The 16711-nt window shown below is 72.2% G+C and carries 15 protein-coding genes and 1 riboswitch; of the genes, 7 read left to right on the top strand and 8 right to left on the bottom strand.

Annotation, left to right across the window (positions count from 1 at the left end):
• Positions 1-17: 17 nt before the first annotated feature.
• Both ACH4B3_RS14235 and hisC read right to left on the bottom strand, forming a co-directional pair.
• Positions 18-1601: a cytochrome ubiquinol oxidase subunit I gene (locus tag ACH4B3_RS14235; RefSeq protein ID WP_398463098.1), complete on the bottom strand. Its 1584-nt coding sequence runs from the start codon at positions 1599-1601 to the stop codon at positions 18-20.
• 245 nt (positions 1602-1846) lie between these two features.
• Positions 1847-2926 carry a histidinol-phosphate transaminase gene (gene hisC / locus ACH4B3_RS14230; protein WP_398463097.1) on the bottom strand — a complete coding sequence of 360 codons (1080 nt, stop codon included), beginning with the start codon at positions 2924-2926 and terminating at the stop codon, positions 1847-1849.
• Between the two features lie 847 nt (positions 2927-3773).
• Here hisC and ACH4B3_RS14225 point away from each other — a divergent pair.
• Positions 3774-4874, top strand: coding sequence for a LacI family DNA-binding transcriptional regulator (locus tag ACH4B3_RS14225; protein WP_398463096.1), 1101 nt, complete (start codon positions 3774-3776; stop codon positions 4872-4874).
• 219 nt (positions 4875-5093) lie between these two features.
• Complete coding sequence (locus ACH4B3_RS14220; protein ID WP_398463095.1) at positions 5094-6230, top strand: metallophosphoesterase; 1137 nt, start codon at positions 5094-5096, stop codon at positions 6228-6230.
• A gap of 232 nt (positions 6231-6462) precedes the next feature.
• On the opposite strand, the gene thiC is transcribed toward ACH4B3_RS14220, so the two are convergent.
• Positions 6463-8226 (bottom strand): phosphomethylpyrimidine synthase ThiC, encoded by a 1764-nt coding sequence (thiC, locus tag ACH4B3_RS14215; protein WP_398463094.1) that lies wholly within the window; start codon positions 8224-8226, stop codon positions 6463-6465.
• Positions 8219-8375: riboswitch (TPP riboswitch) on the bottom strand. (Overlaps the previous gene by 8 nt.)
• A 70-nt stretch (positions 8376-8445) precedes the next feature.
• Between thiC and ACH4B3_RS14210 the strand changes: the two genes are divergently transcribed.
• Positions 8446-9879, top strand: a complete 1434-nt coding sequence (locus ACH4B3_RS14210; protein ID WP_398463093.1) for a YibE/F family protein — start codon at positions 8446-8448, stop codon at positions 9877-9879.
• A 621-nt stretch (positions 9880-10500) separates the two neighbouring features.
• On the opposite strand, the gene ACH4B3_RS14205 is transcribed toward ACH4B3_RS14210, so the two are convergent.
• From ACH4B3_RS14205 to ACH4B3_RS14190, 4 genes are all read right to left on the bottom strand, one after another.
• Entirely contained in the window at positions 10501-10989 is a 489-nt protein-coding gene (locus ACH4B3_RS14205) for an SsgA family sporulation/cell division regulator (RefSeq protein WP_398463092.1), read from the bottom strand.
• 112 nt (positions 10990-11101) lie between these two features.
• Positions 11102-11878 carry an IclR family transcriptional regulator gene (locus ACH4B3_RS14200; protein ID WP_398463091.1) on the bottom strand — a complete coding sequence of 259 codons (777 nt, stop codon included), beginning with the start codon at positions 11876-11878 and terminating at the stop codon, positions 11102-11104.
• 144 nt (positions 11879-12022) lie between these two features.
• Positions 12023-12244 carry a DUF5326 family protein gene (locus ACH4B3_RS14195; protein WP_398463090.1) on the bottom strand — a complete coding sequence of 74 codons (222 nt, stop codon included), beginning with the start codon at positions 12242-12244 and terminating at the stop codon, positions 12023-12025.
• A 397-nt stretch (positions 12245-12641) separates the two neighbouring features.
• Entirely contained in the window at positions 12642-12959 is a 318-nt protein-coding gene (locus ACH4B3_RS14190; RefSeq protein ID WP_398463173.1) for a cupin domain-containing protein, read from the bottom strand.
• A 48-nt stretch (positions 12960-13007) separates the two neighbouring features.
• Here ACH4B3_RS14190 and ACH4B3_RS14185 point away from each other — a divergent pair, with 48 nt between their 5' ends.
• Genes ACH4B3_RS14185 through ACH4B3_RS14170 form a run of 4 tightly spaced genes read left to right on the top strand, consistent with a single transcriptional unit; the run spans position 13008 to position 15673 of the window.
• The gene (locus tag ACH4B3_RS14185; protein WP_398463089.1) at positions 13008-13388 is read left to right on the top strand and encodes a phage holin family protein; all 381 of its coding nucleotides are present in this window, start codon (positions 13008-13010) and stop codon (positions 13386-13388) included.
• A gap of 33 nt (positions 13389-13421) precedes the next feature.
• Positions 13422-13976: a low molecular weight protein-tyrosine-phosphatase gene (locus ACH4B3_RS14180; RefSeq protein WP_398463172.1), complete on the top strand. Its 555-nt coding sequence runs from the start codon at positions 13422-13424 to the stop codon at positions 13974-13976.
• Positions 13973-15106, top strand: coding sequence for a cystathionine gamma-lyase (locus ACH4B3_RS14175; RefSeq protein WP_398463088.1), 1134 nt, complete (start codon positions 13973-13975; stop codon positions 15104-15106). Before ACH4B3_RS14180 ends, ACH4B3_RS14175 begins: the two co-directional genes overlap by 4 nt.
• A gap of 54 nt (positions 15107-15160) precedes the next feature.
• Entirely contained in the window at positions 15161-15673 is a 513-nt protein-coding gene (locus ACH4B3_RS14170) for an NUDIX domain-containing protein (protein ID WP_398463087.1), read from the top strand.
• 128 nt (positions 15674-15801) lie between these two features.
• Here the strand turns inward: ACH4B3_RS14170 and ACH4B3_RS14165 are convergent, their stop codons facing one another.
• Positions 15802-16701: a pyridoxamine 5'-phosphate oxidase family protein gene (locus ACH4B3_RS14165; protein ID WP_398463086.1), complete on the bottom strand. Its 900-nt coding sequence runs from the start codon at positions 16699-16701 to the stop codon at positions 15802-15804.
• Positions 16702-16711: the final 10 nt, after the last annotated feature.

The raw sequence follows: 16711 nt of genomic DNA, 5'->3' as shown, positions 1-16711 counted from the left end.
GTGTCCTCTCCGGCCGGTCAGTACGCGAAGGTCAGCGGCTTGTCGGCGGTCACGCCCGGGTCGGTGCCGGGGGCGCCGCCGGACGGTGGCCGCAGCCGCGGATCGCGGGCCGGCGGCTTGTCGTTCACGTCGGGGCCCGCCTTGGCGTACTTGGCCAGCAGCCGGACCTCGACCACCGCGAGCACGCCGTACAGCAGGGTGAAGACGGACATGGAGACGATGACCTCGGCGGTGCTGACGCCGGGGGAGACCGCGTCGCCGGTCTTCATCAGCCCGTACACCGCCCAGGGCTGGCGGCCCATCTCGGTGAAGATCCAGCCGAAGGAGTTGGCGATCAGCGGGAAGCCCATGGTGAGGATGCCGATCCGCCAGGCCCAGCCGGTGAGGAACGGGTTCAGCTCCCGCTTCCTGGTGACCATCAGCCGGGGCACCTGGTACTCGCCGGTGCGGAACTCCTCCGCCACCCACAGCTTGCGGCGGGTGGCCCACAGGCCGACCAGCCCGGCGGCGAACGAGGTCATACCGAAGCCGATCATCAGCCGGAAGCCCCAGAAGGCCATGAAGATGTCGGGGACGTAGTCGTCGGGGTCGCCGCCGTACAGCTCCGCCTCGCGTTCTGCGATGTCGTTGATGCCGGGGACCGGGTCGGTGAAGTTGTTGTGCGCGAGGAAGGACAGCAGGCCGGGTATCTCCAGCTCGGTGCTGTTGTGCCCCTCGTCGACGTCGCCTACGGCGAAGATCGCGAAGGGCGCGGGGTCCTCGGTCTCCCACAGCGCCTCGGCGGCGGCCATCTTCATCGGCTGCTGCTCGAACATCACCTTGCCGAGTTCGTCGCCGCTGATCGCGGTGCCCAGGCCCGCGACCACCGCGAGGACCAGGCCGGTGCGGAGCGAGGACCGCATCGCGCCGATCTGCTTGCGCCGCTCCACGGTGATCTCCTCGCCCTTGTCCTGGGCGCGCTTGGCGCGCCACAGGTGGAAGGAGGAGATGCCCACGACGAACGCGGCGCCGGTGAGGAAGGCGGCGGTGAGGGTGTGGAAGACCACGACCACGGTGGTGTTCTGGGTGAGCACCGCCCAGATGTCGGTGAGCTGGGCCTTTCCGGTGGCCTCGTCGATGGTGTAGCCGACCGGGTGCTGCATCCAGGAGTTGGCGGCCAGGATGAAGTACGAGGACAGGACGGTGCCGGCGGCGACGATCCAGATGCAGGCGCAGTGCAGCTTCTTCGGCAGCTTGTCCCAGCCGAAGATCCACAGGCCGATGAAGGTCGACTCGAAGAAGAAGGCGATCAGCGCCTCCATCGCGAGCGGGGCGCCGAAGACGTCACCGACGAAGCGGGAGTAGTCCGACCAGTTCATACCGAACTGGAACTCCTGCACGATGCCGGTGACCACCCCCATCGCGATGTTGATGAGGAAGAGCTTTCCCCAGAACTTGGTGGCGTGGAAGTACTTCTCCTTGCCGGTACGGACCCACGCCGTCTCCATGCCCGCGGTGAACGCGGCCAGGCTGATGGTCAGCGGAACGAAGAGAAAGTGGTAGACGGTCGTGATGCCGAACTGCCATCGCGCCAGTGTCTCCGGCGCCAGAGCCAGATCCACGTCGTGCTCCTTACGGTCGTGCTCGCACCGTGGCCGCAGCCACAGACCCCTCCGCGGTCGCCCCCCACATAGCGGCACAAAGCTCCCGCTTGTGAACGCGTTCACATTCACAAGCAATTATGGCGCACACGTTTTCGCCCCCTCTCACCGGGGGGTGGGAGGGGGCGAAAACGATCAGTTGTGAGAAGCTACGCGTTTCGGGGCCGATATCCGGCCACCCGCCCCACGGGCGGGCAGCGGCAGCCCTACAGGGCCTTGCGGAACTCCTCCGCGGCCCGCAGGAAGATGTCGTTCGCCTCCACCTCGCCGATGGTGATCCGCACCCCCTCGGTCCCGTACGGCCGGACGATCACGCCGGCCTTCTCGCAGGCGGCCGCGAAGTCGGGGGTGCGCTCCCCCAGCCGCAGCCAGACGAAGTTCGCCTGCGAATCGGAGACCGTCCAGCCCTGGCCGGCCAGCCCCTCACACACCCGCGCCCGCTCCGCCACCAGCGCGTCCACCCGCTCCCGCAGCGCGTCCTCGCTGCGCAGCGAGGCGACCGCGGCGTCCTGTGCCAGCTGGCTCACCCCGAACGGCACCGCCGTCTTGCGCAGCGCCGCCGCGACCGGCTCGTGCGCCACCGCGAAACCGACCCGCAGCCCGGCCAGCCCGTACGCCTTGGAGAAGGTGCGCAGCACGCACACGTTCGGCCGGTCGCGGTAGAGCTCTATGCCGTCCGGCACCTGCTCGTCGCGGATGAACTCCTTGTACGCCTCGTCCAGCACGACCAGCACGTCGGACGGCACCCGGTCCAGGAAGCGCTCCAGCTCGGCCCGGCGGATCGCGGTACCGGTGGGGTTGTTGGGGTTGCAGACGAAGATCAGCCGGGTCCGGTCGGTGATCGCCGCGGCCATCGCGTCCAGGTCGTGGCCCTCGTTCTCGTCCAGCGGCACCTGCACCGAGGTCGCGCCCGAGATCTGGGTGACGATCGGGTACGCCTCGAACGACCGCCAGGCGTACAGCACCTCGTCCCCCGGCCCGGCGGTCGACTGGACCAGCTGCTGGGCGATGCCCACCGACCCGGTGCCGGTCGCCAGGTGCTCCACCGGTACGTCGAAGCGCTCCGCGAGCTCCGCCAGCAGCGCGGTACAGCCCATGTCGGGGTACCGGTTGAACGTTCCGGCCGCCCGGGTGGCGCTCTCCAGCACGCCCGGCAGCGGCGGATACGGGTTCTCGTTGGAGGACAGCTTGAAGGCGACCGGGCCACCCGCGGCAGCGGGCTTCCCGGGCTTGTAGGTAGGAATGCCGTCCAGCGCAGCGCGCAGCTTGGGGCTCTTCTCAGACACCGCGGGTCCTCCTCGACCGTCCGGGCTCATCAATACTGCACACCTTAAGAGGATTCCCCCGGTCGCCGTAAGGAGTGATTCCGCGCGACCGCCCCCGGCGCCCGGATCCGCCACCGGATCCCACCCCCCGCCCCGCGACCGCATCCGGCCCCGCGCCGCACCGCCCGGGGCCCGTCCCGGTGCCACCCGGAACCCACCCGCACGGCCCCGGTACCGCGACGGGCCCCGTCCCAGCACCACCCCGGGCCCGTGACCGTGACCGGATCGCACCCCCGCCCCGCGCCGCACCGCCCGGGGCCGGTCCAGCACCGCACCGGAACCACGACGGGCCCCGTCCCAGCGCCACCCCGGGCCCGTGATGACCGTGACCGTGACCGTGACCGGATCCCGCCCCCGCACGGAACCGCGACGGGGCCTCGTCCCCGCACCGCCCGGCGGCCGTCCGGCACCGCCCGCGGCCCGGGGCGCCCGGCCACCCGGCCCGCCCGCGCGGCCGCCCGGATCCGCCGGCCCCGCCCCCGCCGCCCCGGAGCGCCGCAGGGGCCCGGCGGCGCCCCGGAGTGCCGCCGACCCGCCGGTCCCCCCTTGGGGGCGCGCGCGTGGCTGGCGCGCGCCCGTGGCGAGCGCCCTGGCGCGCGTCACCCGTGCAGGTGAGTTGAGACCTCTTCGAAACATGGACCAATCGGCAGGTGTAGATATGCCACGGGCCTACAGAGGCATACCCGACACCACAACTACCTTGATTTCCAAGGACAATTGACGACATTCCTCTTGCAGAATCGTGCCTGCCGACCCCCATCGCCGGTACCCCTCAGAGGTGCCACCGGAGCCCTACTATCGGCACGCCATGACAGCAGTAGGGAAGCACCAGGTGAGCGGACCCACCGGCCGCCGGGTGGGGCGGGCGGGCATCCGTGACGTGGCCGCCGCCGCCGGCGTCTCGATCACGACCGTCTCCGACGCGCTCAACGGCAAGGGCCGACTACCGGACGCCACACGCCGCCACGTCCGCGAGGTCGCCGACCGGCTGGGCTACCGGCCCTCCGCGGCCGCCCGCACCCTCCGTACCGGCAAATCCGGCCTCATCGGCCTGACCGTGACCACATACGGGGATGAACCTTTCACCTTCACCGAGTTCGCCTACTTCGCGGAGATGGCACGCGCCGCAACCTCCGCCGCCCTCGCCCGCGGGTACGCGCTCGTCATCCTCCCGGCCACCTCCCGGCACGACGTCTGGTCCAACGTCGCCCTGGACGGCACCGTGGTGATCGACCCCTCCGACCAGGACCCGGTGGTCGCCGAACTCCTCCGCCAGGGCATCCCCGTCGTCAGCGACGGCCGCCCGGCCGGCACCCTCCCGGTCACCGCCTGGGTCGACAACGACCACACCGCCGCCGTCACCGGCCTGCTGGAACACCTCTCGGAGGCCGGCGCCCGCCGCGTCGGACTGCTCACCGGAACCTCCACCGACACCTACACCCGGCTGTCCACCACCGCCTATCTGACATGGTGCGAGCGGGTCGGCCAGGAGCCGGTGTACGAGGAGTACCCGGCGCACGACCCCTGCGCCGGCGCGGTGGCCGCCGACCGGTTACTCGCCCGGCCCGACCGTCCGGACGCCGTCTACGGCCTGTTCGACCCCAACGGCACCGATCTGCTCGCCGCCGCCCGCCGCTACGGCCTGCGCGTCCCCGACGACCTGCTGCTCATCTGCTGCAGCGAATCGGCCGTCTACTCGGCCACCGACCCACCGATCACCACCCTCTCCCTCAAACCGCGCCGGATCGGCACCGCCGTGGTCCAACTGCTGATCGACGCCATCGAGGGGCACGACCCCGGACGACCGGTCGAACAGGTCATACCGACCGAGCTGATGATCCGGACCTCCTCACAGCGGCGGCCACCGCGCACCACGGTCAGCCCGCCACGCGGCCCCACCGGAGGCTGAACAACCGGACAACGCCATGTCGTCGGTAGTCTGTGCGCCATCGCTACCAGGTCAATTCGGGAGAAATGGCCGGTGGAGTGGAGCCTGGCCCCGATTGACGGCACCCTGGTGCGTCACAAGCCCTGACCGTCATTCCTATGATGGGCGGATGACACCGCGGACCGCCCTCGACCAGGCACGGTCCTCAAGGTGCACGGCAGCGCGATGGTGGAGGGGTCGATGACTCAGGGGGCCGGTCTGGGACCCACGGCACGGACCACGGCGGCGGAACCGCCCGTACCCACGTACGCCACGTCGCCGGTGCCTCCTCCGGTGCGCCCGCGCCCCTACGCCACGCCCCAGCCGGCCACCACCTCCGCCCAGCCCCCCACCCCCGCCGAGGTGCCGGAGTACACCCCGACCGAGCGCAGCCTGCCGCTCATGGGCCCCGGGCACACCATGGTCGACCGCCCGCTGGTCCCCCCGGACGACCGGCCCACCGTCACCCTCACCCCGGTCCCCGACGCCGCGCGCCCCGCCGAGTCGACCGACGGCCCCGGACCGCTCTTCGTCGTCGGCGACGTCCACGGCTACCACGACGAACTGCGCGCGGCCCTCGCCGCCGAGGGGCTCATCGACGCCGACGGCAACTGGTCGGCGGGCAACACCCGGCTGTGGTTCCTCGGCGACTTCACCGACCGGGGCCCGGACGGCATCGGCGTCATCGACCTGGTGATGCAGCTCTCCGCCCAGGCCGCGGCGGCCGGCGGCTACTGCAAGGCCCTGATGGGCAACCACGAACTGCTCCTGATCGGCGCCAAGCGCTTCGGCGACACCCCGGTCAACTCCGGCGCGGGCACCGCCTCCTTCCACGCCGCCTGGCTGCTCAACGGCGGGCAGCGCACCGACATGGACCGGCTGGAGGACCACCACCTGCAGTGGATGTCCCGGCTGGACGCGATGGCCGAGGAGGACGGGCACCTGCTGGTGCACTCCGACACCACCGCCTACCTGGAGTACGGCGACTCCATCGAGGCCGTGAACGACGCGGTGACCGAGGCGCTCCAGCGCAGTGACGCCGACGAGTGCTGGGACCTGTTCCGCAAGTTCACCAAGCGGTTCGCCTTCCGCGACGAGGACGCCGGCCCGCTGGCCGCCCGGGAACTCCTCCAGACCTACGGCGGCCGGCGCGTGGTCCACGGGCACAGCCCCATCCCCTACCTGCTCGGCGAGGTGGGCTCGGAGGACGGCGAGGACGGCGGCGCCCCGTCCGTGGACGGCCCGCACATCTACGCGGACGACCTGGCCATCGCCATGGACGGCGGCGTCACCATGGCCGGAAAGCTGCTGGTCGTACAGCTGCCGCTGGCCAACTGAGCGCCCCGGGCCCCGGACCGAGCCGCCAGGCCACCGCCCGGACGCCCCCGCACACCCGCAGCGGTGACGGGACACCCGCACCACCGGTCCCCGGCACGGCGCCCGGCGCCGCGAAGGCGCCGCTCCGGGGCCCGGCATCGCGAAGGCACCGCTCCGGAGCGCGGCATCGCGAAGGCACCGCTCCGGGCCCGGCCGTCGTGGGCCGGGCCCGGAAGCGAGCCGGGACGCCGGGTCAGTCGGCGATCGGCAGGTAGACCCGGTTGCCCGCCTCGGCGAACTCCCGGGACTTCTCCGCCATCCCGGCCTCGATCTCGTCCAGCTCACCGCCGTGCCGGCGGCGGATGTCCTGGGAGATCTTCATCGAGCAGAACTTGGGGCCGCACATGGAGCAGAAGTGCGCGGTCTTCGCCGGCTCGGCGGGGAGCGTCTCGTCGTGGAAGGCGCGGGCCGTGTCCGGGTCGAGGGCCAGGTTGAACTGGTCCTCCCAGCGGAACTCGAAGCGCGCGTCGGAGAGGGCGTCGTCCCACTCCTGGGCGCCGGGGTGCCCCTTGGCCAGATCCGCCGCGTGGGCGGCGATCTTGTACGTGATGACGCCGGTCTTGACGTCGTCGCGGTCGGGCAGGCCCAGGTGCTCCTTGGGGGTGACGTAGCAGAGCATCGCGGTGCCCCACCAGGCGATCATCGCGGCGCCGATGCCCGAGGTGATGTGGTCGTAGGCGGGCGCGACGTCCGTGGTCAGCGGGCCCAGGGTGTAGAACGGCGCCTCCTCGCAGATCTCCTGCTGGAGGTCGATGTTCTCCTTGATCTTGTGCATCGGGACGTGGCCCGGGCCCTCGATCATGGTCTGGACGTTGTGCCGCTTGGCGATCCGGTTCAGCTCGCCGAGCGTCTTCAGCTCCGCGAACTGCGCCTCGTCGTTGGCGTCCGCGATGGAGCCGGGGCGCAGGCCGTCACCGAGCGAGTAGGTGACGTCGTAGGAGGCGAGGATCTCGCAGAGCTCCTCGAAGTTCTCGTAGAGGAAGCTCTCCTTGTGGTGCGCCAGGCACCACGCGGCCATGATGGAGCCGCCGCGCGAGACGATGCCGGTCTTGCGGCGCGCGGTCAGCGGCACGTAGCGCAGCAGCACGCCGGCGTGCACGGTCATGTAGTCGACGCCCTGTTCGGCCTGCTCGATGACCGTGTCCTTGTAGATCTCCCAGGTCAGCTCCTCGGCCTTGCCGTCGACCTTCTCCAGGGCCTGGTAGAGGGGCACGGTGCCGATGGGCACGGGGGAGTTGCGCAGCACCCACTCGCGGGTGGTGTGGATGTTGCGGCCGGTGGAGAGGTCCATGACCGTGTCGGCGCCCCACCGGGTGGCCCAGGTCATCTTCTCCACCTCTTCCTCGATGGAGGAGGTGACGGCGGAGTTGCCGATGTTGGCGTTCACCTTCACCAGGAACTTCTTGCCGATGATCATCGGCTCGATCTCCGGGTGGTTGATGTTCGCCGGGAGGACGGCCCGGCCGGCGGCGATCTCCTCGCGCACGGTCTCCGGCGAGACGTTCTCGCGGACCGCCACGTACTCCATCTCGGCGGTGATCTCGCCGCGCCGGGCGTACGCGAGCTGGGTCACCGCGGCGCCGTCGCGGCCGCGGCGGGGCAGCCGCGGGCGGCCGGGGAAGACCGCGTCGAGGTTCTTCAGGCCGCCGCGCGGCGCGGTGTGCTTGATCCCGTCGTCCTCCGGGCGCAGGGGGCGCCCGGCGTATTCCTCGGTGTCGCCCCGGCCGACGATCCAGTTCTCCCGGAGCGGCGACAGGCCGCGGCGGACGTCCGTCTCCACGGCCGGGTCGGTGTACGGGCCGGAGGTGTCGTACAAGCGCACGTCCTGGCCATTGGTGAGGTGCACGCGCCGCACCGGAACCCGGAGGTCCGGGCGCGAACCGGTCACGTAGTCCTTGTGCCAGCCGATCTGCTCGACCTGGCTGGCGGCAGGCGTGTGTGCATCCTGAACGGTCATCAGACCTACTCCCTACGCCGGCATTACCCGGTAACAGGTTCAGCGGTCGACGCAGCGGTGTCCGCAGCGGAGTGCCGGCTCGGCCGGCTGCTCGCCACGGAGGTCAGCGCCCTCTCAGCCCGGTGCTCCGAGCTCCCGCGATTGCAAAGGTGCCATGAGGCTAACGGTTGTCCGGGCGTGCTGAACAGGGGGCCCACCTTCTCTTGCGATGATCGGGCCGTGACTCCGACACCTGAGGACCACTCGCACGACGACGCGCACCGCCCCGCGCCCGGCCCGTCACCGGGGCACGGACACGGCCATGGGCACGGACACGGACACGGCCCGGCCACTCCGGTATCCGCGCATCTGCGGAAGGTGATCGCCGCGGTGCTGATCCCCTTCACGGCGGTGGTCGTGGTGGGGCTGATCGTGCTGTGGCCCGGCGGCACGCCGGACGGCAGCAGGGGCGGACCCAGCGGACTCGGCTTCGACCAGCAGAGGGCCTCCGGCCGGGTGGTGGAGGTCGAGGAGGTGAACTGCGCGGACGTCAACGCGCAGCCGCAGCAGCCGCCGGCCCCCGGCGAGGGGGACGCCGCGCGGCCGCCGGGCGATGCGGACGAGCCGTGCGAGCGGGCCACCATCGAGGTGACCTCCGGCAAGGACGAGGGCCACCGGTTCGACGAGATCGTGCAGCCGAGCGCCTCCCGGCACTACACCACGGGCCAGAAGCTGAAGCTGTCGTACGCGCCGAAGGCGCCGAAGAACCTCCAGTACTCGGTGAGCGATGTGGACCGCGGGATGCCGATGGCGGTGCTGGCGGGGCTGTTCGCGCTGGTCGTGGTGGCGGTGGGCCGGCTGCGCGGGGTCTTCGCCCTGGTGGCGCTGGCCATCAGTTTCGGGGTGCTGACCACGTTCATCCTGCCGGCGATCTTGCAGGGCTCGAACCCGCTGCTGGTGGCGGTGATCGGCGGCAGCGCCATCATGCTGATCGCGCTCTACCTCTGCCACGGGCTGACCGCCCGGACGTCGGTGGCGGTACTGGGCACGTTGATCTCACTGCTGCTGATCGCGGTGCTGGGCTCGGTGTTCATCGGCTGGGCGGCGCTGACCGGGAACACCGACGACCAGACCGGGCTGGTGCACGGGCTGTACCCCGACATCGAGATCCGCGGCCTGCTGCTGGCCGGCGTGATCATCGGGTCGCTGGGCGTGCTGGACGACGTGACGGTGACCCAGACCTCGGCGGTCTGGGAGCTCAAGGACGCCGACCCGTCGGCGGGTTGGCGGAAACTCTACGCGGCCGCCATGCGGATCGGCCGGGACCACATCGCTTCGGTGGTCAACACCCTGGTGCTGGCCTACGCGGGTGCGTCGCTGCCGCTGCTGTTGCTGTTCAGCATCGCGGACAGCGGGGTGGGCACGGTGGCGACGAGCGAGATCGTCGCCGAGGAGATCCTGCGCACCCTGGTGGGCAGCATCGGGCTGGTGGCGTCGGTGCCGGTGACCACGGCGCTGGCCGCGCTGGTGGTCTCGGCCGACCGGCCCGCGGCGGCCGGCGGCGGGGCAGCCGCCGGGGGCAGGCCCGGGTCCGCCGGGGCGAGCGCGCCGGGCCGGGGTGTGGGGGCCGGGCGGGGCCGCCGCCGGCGGGCGAAGCCGCGGGGCGGACGCTAGCCGGACGGGCCGCCGGGGGCGCCCAGGCCACGCGGGCGGCGTGCGGTGGGCGGGCTTCGGGGCCGCCGGCCGATCGTCGGGCCGCGGAGGCGACGGCCGGCGGTGCGCGGCAGGCTCCCGGCGGCCGGCGCCGGTGCGCCGCGGTGGCGGCGGCGCGGCGGGCTCCGGTCGTCCGGTGCGGGCCCGCCGCGGGGCGGGCGGCGGCGGGGCGGTGGCGTTGCCAGGCACACGGGCTCGCCCGGCCGGGCCGCGGCACCCGGGCGTGCGGCACGGCGCCGGGCGCGCTCCGCCCGGCACGGGTGCACGCGGCGAGGACTCCCGGGCAAGCTCCGCCGGGCACCGACGCGCCGGACCCGGGCAAGGGCTCGCCGGACCCGGGTTCGCCGGGCACGCTCCGCCGGCAGGCGGCACGCACCCCCGGACCCGCTCCGCCGGCAGGCGGCACGCACGCAACGGACCCGTTCCGCCCGGCAGGCGGCACGACCCCGGCGGAGCCGGCCCCGCCGGATCCGGCCCGTGTCCGGACGCGGCCCCCTCGGGCACTCCGCCAGGGCGGCGGCTCGCCGGACCGATTCTGCAGCGGCCCGGGGGCGCTCCCGCCCGGTTCGTTCCGGGCCGGGCTCAGCCCGCGTACCGGTCCTGGGCGAGGATCTGGCCGAGGACCGCGTCCAGGTCGGCGACCGGATCGCCCGCCTCCCGCTCCTCGCCGAACGGGACCAGCCGGTCGGTGCGGTCCAGGAAGGCGATCAGCGGGGCGGTGCCGGATCGGAACAGGGCCCCTTCCCCGCCCACTTGGAGCCGGATGAACACCCCCTGGGCCGGCTCGCCCTCGCTTCGCCCCGGCGGGTCGGCCAGCAGGTCCCCGCCCAGGGTGCCGGGTCCGGCGGGGGTGATGTGGACGTCGCCCTCCCCGGCCGGCCCGCTGAGCCCGTCGAGCAGCAGTTCACGTGCGAAGGCCCAGGTCACGGGGGCGTCCCCGGGCAAGTGAAAGGTGATTTCCACGGCGTACGGATCATTGCTGTCGTACGCCAGCTCGACCGGGATACGGAAGGACAGGTCCTGGGAGACCACGAAGGACATCGTCACTTCCGCCTGGACTGTGTCGCGCATGTCTCGCATCGTTCGCCGCCCCGAATCGATTGGGAATGGCCGGGTTTTAACCCCTTGGCCCTCTTGACAACATGCTCCGCCAAGTGCCTGACGGACCACAAGCAGTGCGTTTTCAGATACTGATAGAGAACGAGAGGGAGCTGATGATGTAGTTGACTCTGGAGCGTAGCGAATCCATCGCAGGACGGAGTCGCTCCGCTTGGGTGCAGGGTACGGAAATAGCCAGGGTGGCCGCTTCTGGACCCGCCGGGACAGGAAACGCGCCGCAAACCGTGCCCAGTGCGTACTCCTGCCTCTCGTACACCGGTTGCGCACGGCGCCGACCGGCGAGCCGGCGCCGCAGGTCGCCGGCGTCCCGTACCGAGTACGGAGTGATGGCCTGTACCGGATGCCGGGACAGGTGATCCTCCCGGTCCCGCTCGTCGAGCTGTGCGAGCAGGCACTGACCGATGGCGTGCGCGTGCGCGGTCCGCCTGAAGTCGGCCCACTCCTCGACTGCGGGGGTCTCCGGGCCGTCAGCCACCGCGACGACCTCGACTTCGCCTTCCCTATACACGGAGAAGTACACGGCCACGCCCAATTCCTCGCCGAGTCGGGCCAGGGTCCGGGCCATCCGGGCCCGTTGCCGCTCCCGGGCACCGGCCCGGCCCAGCCGTTCGGCCGCCACGCCGAGGACGAAGACGCCGTTCTCGCGGCGGAGATAGCCCTCGTGGGTCAGCGTGCGGAGCAGGTGGTAGGCGGTGGGCAGGGGCAGCCCCGCCGCCCGGGCGAGTTGCTTGGCCGGAGCTCCGGCCGGATGGGCGCCGACGGCTTCCAGCAGCCGCAGCGCGCGCTGCACCGAAGTGATCAGGGTCGGCTCGGCGGCCGCACCCTCGTTCGCTGTCGCCAACAGGCACCCCCGGGGTGTGTTTGCGAGGCAGACGCCGAGGAGGGCGTCGGAGTCTCGCACTTTAACCGGAGTAATGCCTTCAGGCCGGAGATGGGTGCGCGAAGTCGCTCACGCGGCGTACCCGTCCGTGGACCCGGCTTACGTTTACCAGTCACCTCGGGATGAAGACGATGAAGAGGTGAATTTCCGGACGACATAGATCAAACCGGCGATCAGCGCCACGAGCAGCAGCACCCGGAACGCCAACCACGCGATGAGGCCCACGACGCTGAGGATGAGGCCGCCGAAGACCGCGAGGACGAGGACCGGCACCGCGATCCACGTCACCCACCACGGCAAGCCCTGGAAAACGTTCTTCGCGGCCACTGTCGGTCCCTGCTTTCTGGCTGGATCGTCCGGATGACGTGCAGCCCCCCTGCTACGTCTTCGATGCTAGGACGCCCCGGGGCGCCGCGGACGGTTCCGCGCCCCCCGTCCTCCCCTGATCGGTCCCCTACGGGTTCCGGCCCCCGGCCTCAGCTCCCCGGTGGACCCGGCGGCCGGTCCCGCGGCCCGCGAGCGCCCGCCCGTCCGGCAGCCCTCGCGGCACCGCAAGCCGCGGCCGGGGCCGGGCGACCCGGCCCGGCTCATCCGGCCGTACCGCCGGGCCCACGGCGGCGGGCGCCGGCCATCGACGGTTCAGCTCCCCAGTGGTTCGGCTCTCCGGTGGCTCGGCACTCCGGCTCGGCTCCGGGTTCGGCCCCCGATCCAGTTCTCCGGCGGTTCAGCTCTCCGGCGGGGAGAACACCACCATCACCCGCAGGTCCTCGCTGATGTGGTGGAACTTGTGCGCCACCCCCGCCGGCACGTACACCACGCTGCCCCGACCCACCTGGGTGGTCTCCATGCCGACCGTGATCGAGGCCCGGCCGCTGACCACCAGGTAGACCTCGTCCTGGTTGTGCGGCCGCTGCGGGTCGACGGCGCCGGCGTCCAGCGCGTACAGCCCGACCGACATGTTCCGCTCCCGCAGGAACTGCAGATACGCGCCGTCGTTGGCGGCCCGCTCCGCTTCCAGTTCGTCCAGTCGGAACGCCTTCATCTCTTCGCAGCCCCTTGATGTGTCGATCTCGTCTGCCACGATCTCAGCATGAAGAATTTCGTAGTCAAGACGCTCGCGAACGCCGGAGCTCTGGCGGTGGCCATCTGGCTGCTCAAGGACATCACGCTGGCCGGGGACAACTTCGGCCACGAGGTCCTCACCCTGATACTCGTGGCGCTGCTCTTCGGTGTGGTCAATGTCATCGTGAAGCCGGTCGTGAAGCTCTTGGCGCTTCCGCTGTTCATCCTCACGCTCGGCCTGATCACCCTGGTGATCAACGCCCTGATGCTGCTGCTGACCTCGTGGCTGGCCGGGAAGTTCGATCTCAGCTTCGACGTCGACGGCTTCGGCACCGCACTGGTCGGCGCCCTGATCGTCTCCGTCGTCGCCTGGGCCCTCCATGTCGTGCTGCCCGACGACAAGGACTGAATGCGGTCGAGGATGATGGGGCTCATGAGAGCCCTGCCCTACCGCGTCTGCTTCGTCTGCACCGGCAACATATGCCGCTCACCGATGGCCGAGGCCGTCTTCCGCGCCCATGTCGAGGAAGCCGGGCTGGACGGACTGGTCGAGGTCGGCAGCGCGGGCACCGGAGGCTGGCACGAGGGCGAACCGGCCGACCACCGGACCGTCGCCGTCCTCACCGAGCACGGCTACGAGCAGGACCACGTGGCCCGCGAGTTCCAGGCCGACTGGTTCGCGCGGCTGGATCTGGTGATCGCGCTGGACAGCGGCCACCTCGACGAGCTCCGCCGGCTGGCGCCCACCCCCGGCGACGCGGCCAGGATCCGGCTGCTCCGCTCCTTCGAGCACCCGGCACCGGATGATCTGGAGGTGCCGGACCCCTACTACGGCGGGCGCGAGCACTTCCTGGAATGCCTGGAGATGGTCGAGGCGGCGATGGAAGGACTGCTGGCCACGGTCCGGCGGGCCCTGGACACCGACGCCCCGGCGCCCGGTGCCGGCGGGACCGGGCGGAGCAGCGGCGAGCACGACGGCACGAAGGAGTACGCGTGAACGGCGACGGAACCCGAGCGGTACGGGCCGGCCTGCCCGAGCCCGAGACCTACCAGGCCGCCCTCCCCGGGCCGGCGTTCGCGGCCCACTACCACCTGCACGGCGACGCCGACCCGGCCGCCGGCCCGTACACCTACGGCCGGGACGCCAACCCGACCTGGACGCTGCTGGAGCGGGCCATCGGGGAGCTGGAGTCCCCCGGCGCCGACGCCGAGACGGTGGTCTTCGCCTCCGGCATGGGCGCCATCTCCGCCGTCCTCTTCTCCCAACTGCGCCAGGGCGACGCCGTGGTGCTGCCCAGCGACGGCTACAACCTGCTGGCCCGGCTCCGCGAGCGGCTGACCGGTTACGGCATCGAGGTGCGGACCGCGCCGACGGGGGGCGACGCCCAGCTGGAGGTGCTGGCGGGCGCCCGGCTGCTGTGGCTCGAGACCCCGTCCAACCCCGGCCTCGACGTGTGCGACATCCGCCGGCTCGCCGACGCCGCGCACGCCCAGGGCGCCCTGGTCGCCGTCGACAACACCCTGGCCACCCCGCTCGGCCAGCGCCCGCTGGAGCTGGGCGCGGACTTCTCGGTGGCCAGTGGCACCAAGGCGCTCACCGGCCACGGTGACGTCCTGCTGGGCTACGCCACCACCCGGGACCCGTCGCTGGCCGCCGGGGTACGCACCTGGCGGAAGACCGTCGGCGCGATCCCCGGGCCGATGGAGGCCTGGCTGGCGCACCGTTCGCTGGCGACCCTCCAGCTCCGCTTGGACCGGCAGGCGGCGAACGCCCTCGCGCTCGCCGAAGCGCTGCGGGACCGGCCGGAGATCAGCGGACTGCGCCACCCGGGCCTGCCGGAGGACCCGGCGCACCCCCTCGCCGCGGCCCAGATGCGCGGCCGGTACGGGTGCGTGGTGTCCTTCGCCCTGCCCGACCGCGACCACGCCCAGCGGTTCCTGGGGGCACTGCGCCTGGTGGACGACGCGACCAGCTTCGGCGGGGTGCGCTCCACCGCCGAACGCCGCGCCCGCTGGGGCGGTGACGCGGTCCCGGAGGGCTTCATCCGCCTCTCCGCGGGTGTGGAGGATCCGGCGGATCTCGTCGCCGACGTGCTCCGGGCCCTGGACGACGCCGCGGCGGTATAGGAACGCGCCGCACCGGCGGGTTTCAGCCGCCGCCGGTTGCGGCAGATGTCAGCTATGACCGACCGACCCGTGGTCAAACGCACCGCTCGCGCCATTCTGATCGACGGCGACACCGAGCCGGAAATGATCCTGATCAAGCGCACCAAGCCCGGAGAACCCCCGTACTGGATCACCCCGGGGGGCGGGGTGGAGCCCGAGGACGCCTCCGTCGTGGCCGCGCTGCACCGGGAGGTCGACGAGGAGTTGGGCGCCACGATCACCCACGTGGTGCCCGCCTTCGTGGACACCGTCCCGCACACCGGGGACCCGGGCGAGGAGCCGGGCGCCGCGGCGGAGGCGGGCGGGGTCAAGGTGCAGCACTTCTTCGTCTGCCGGCTGGCCTCGATGGACCTCTCCCGGCGGCACGGTCCCGAGGTGGACGAGCCGCGCGGCGAGTACGAGGTGGTGCGGATCCCCTTCGACCGCAAGGGGATCGCGTCGGTGGAGGTGGTGCCGCCCTCGCTCCGGGAGTACCTCGACGCGAACGTGGAGGGGGTGCTGGCGCTGCTCGCCGAGGACCTGGGCTGATTGGGGTCCCCGGGCGGGCGCCGGGGCCGGGCCGCGGGCTGGGGCCGTGCCGCGAGGTGGCCGGGACTGGTCGGCGGGGCAACCGGGCCCGGCCGGCGGGTGCGGGCGTCAGCCGGCCGGTGGCGTCGTCAGCCGAACCAGCCGGTGAACGGCTGGTTCGCCGTGTCGGCCCGCGGCTGTCGGGCCCGGGCCAGTGCGCGCTCCGCCTCCACCCGCCACCGCTGGGGATCGTGCGGCTCCTGGTGCTGCCGGGGGGTGGTACGCCGCGGGCCGCGCCGGTCCGCCTCGGCCGCCGCGCCGAAGAAGTCCCCGCCCTTCCGTCTGACGTCGTCGGTGCCCCAGTCCTGGTCGCGCCGTTCCGGCGCGGGCTCCGGCTCCCGCCCCGGCCGCTCCCGGTCCGGGCCGGGTGGCGGTGCGTCTTCGTCGCCGGGCCCGGAGGGCCGCGCCCGGCGCGGCTGCGCGGGTACCGCCCGGGCCAGCCGCGGGATGTGCTTGGCGCAGTGGATGTACGCCTCCTCCACGGTCACCTCCACCCAGACCACCGCCCGCCGGCCGGGCACCGGGTCGACCGGCAGCCCGGTGCGCAGGGTCCGCATCTCGGCGTCCTCGACGAGCCGGGCGGTGCCGTTGACGTGCAGCCCGATGCGGTCCCGCAGGAAGTCGAGGAGCAGGATGCCCACATGGGGGTTCTCCTCGATGTTGCCGAGGCTGGCCAGCACCCCGTTGCCCCGGTACTCGGGGTAGGCGAGCGTCCGGTCGTCGAAGACCCGGAGGAAGCCGGGCGGCCCGGCGCGGAAGGTGCTGTCGCACTCGCCGTGCCGGTCGGCGGTCGCCAGGAAGAACATCTCCTGCCGGGCGACGAACTCCCGCATTCTCGGGTTGAGATGGTCCAGTACCTGCTCGTCGTAGAAGCGGTCGGCCCGCTCGACGGTGCCCAGGCGCTGCTGGAGGGCGTGCTCACCGTCGCTTCCCGGCCGTACCTCGGTCGCCGTCGCCGTCCGTTCGTGCTCGACTCGGCCGTCGTCCACAGTCCTTGCC

The sequence above is a fragment of the Streptomyces sp. NPDC018031 genome (assembly GCF_044327625.1).
Taxonomy (GTDB): domain Bacteria; phylum Actinomycetota; class Actinomycetes; order Streptomycetales; family Streptomycetaceae; genus Streptomyces.
The sequence above is the reverse complement of the archived record's forward strand: the minus strand, read 5'-3'. Positions and strand labels throughout refer to the sequence as shown.